Below are 617 nucleotides of genomic sequence, written 5' to 3'. Positions count from 1 at the left end.
TATCATACTACCCAAATACTGGACAACTGCATAAATGTTTAAATTAGCAGTTGAAAATGAAAAAAGAACGCAGGAAATTCAGTGCAAGCTTTAAGGCGAAGGTAGCCATAGAAGCTATCAAGGAACAGCAGACCATTCAGGAACTAGCGGTTAAATACGAGCTGCACCCAACACAGATCAACACCTGGAAACGGGAGTTTCTAGATAATGCGGAATCGGTTTTTACCACAGATAAAAGCCCGATAAAGGATGACTCCAAAGAGAAAGAGCTTTATTCCAAGATTGGGGAACTACAGATACAGGTGGATTTCTTAAAAAAAGTATTGGGCAAATGAGTCTTCAAGAGAAACGCGGGCTTGTTTGCCCCTCCTATAAGAAAATGAGCGTTTACAGGCAGTGCAAAGTTATTGAGTTGCCCCGCAGCAGTTATTATTTTAAGCCCAAGGGGGAATCTCTGTTCAATCTACAGGTTATGAGTGCCATAGACCGTAAGTTTCTGGACTGTCCTTTCTACGGTGTAGAGCGCATGACGGACTATTTGAGGCAGGATCTGGGTTATTTCATTGGGCAGAAGCGTGTTCGTAGGCTGTATAAGCTCATGAACCTGAAAACCATAC

2 protein-coding genes are annotated in these 617 nt (G+C 42.6%); both read left to right on the top strand.

Annotated elements, in window-relative coordinates; all coding sequences use genetic code 11:
- The first annotated feature begins 56 nt into the window (after positions 1-56).
- Positions 57-335 carry a transposase gene (locus FXV77_RS21915; protein WP_148921378.1) on the top strand — a complete coding sequence of 93 codons (279 nt, stop codon included), beginning with the start codon at positions 57-59 and terminating at the stop codon, positions 333-335.
- Positions 332-617, top strand: a 286-nt coding sequence (locus FXV77_RS21910; protein WP_148921377.1) for an IS3 family transposase, incomplete at its 3' end; no start/stop codon positions are given. The genes FXV77_RS21915 and FXV77_RS21910, both read left to right, overlap by 4 nt.

This window comes from Sphingobacterium phlebotomi (genome assembly GCF_008180195.1).
GTDB classification, from domain to species: Bacteria; Bacteroidota; Bacteroidia; order Sphingobacteriales; family Sphingobacteriaceae; genus Sphingobacterium; species Sphingobacterium phlebotomi.
Note: the sequence above shows the minus strand (reverse complement) of the source record. Positions and strands in the feature narration are given on the sequence as shown.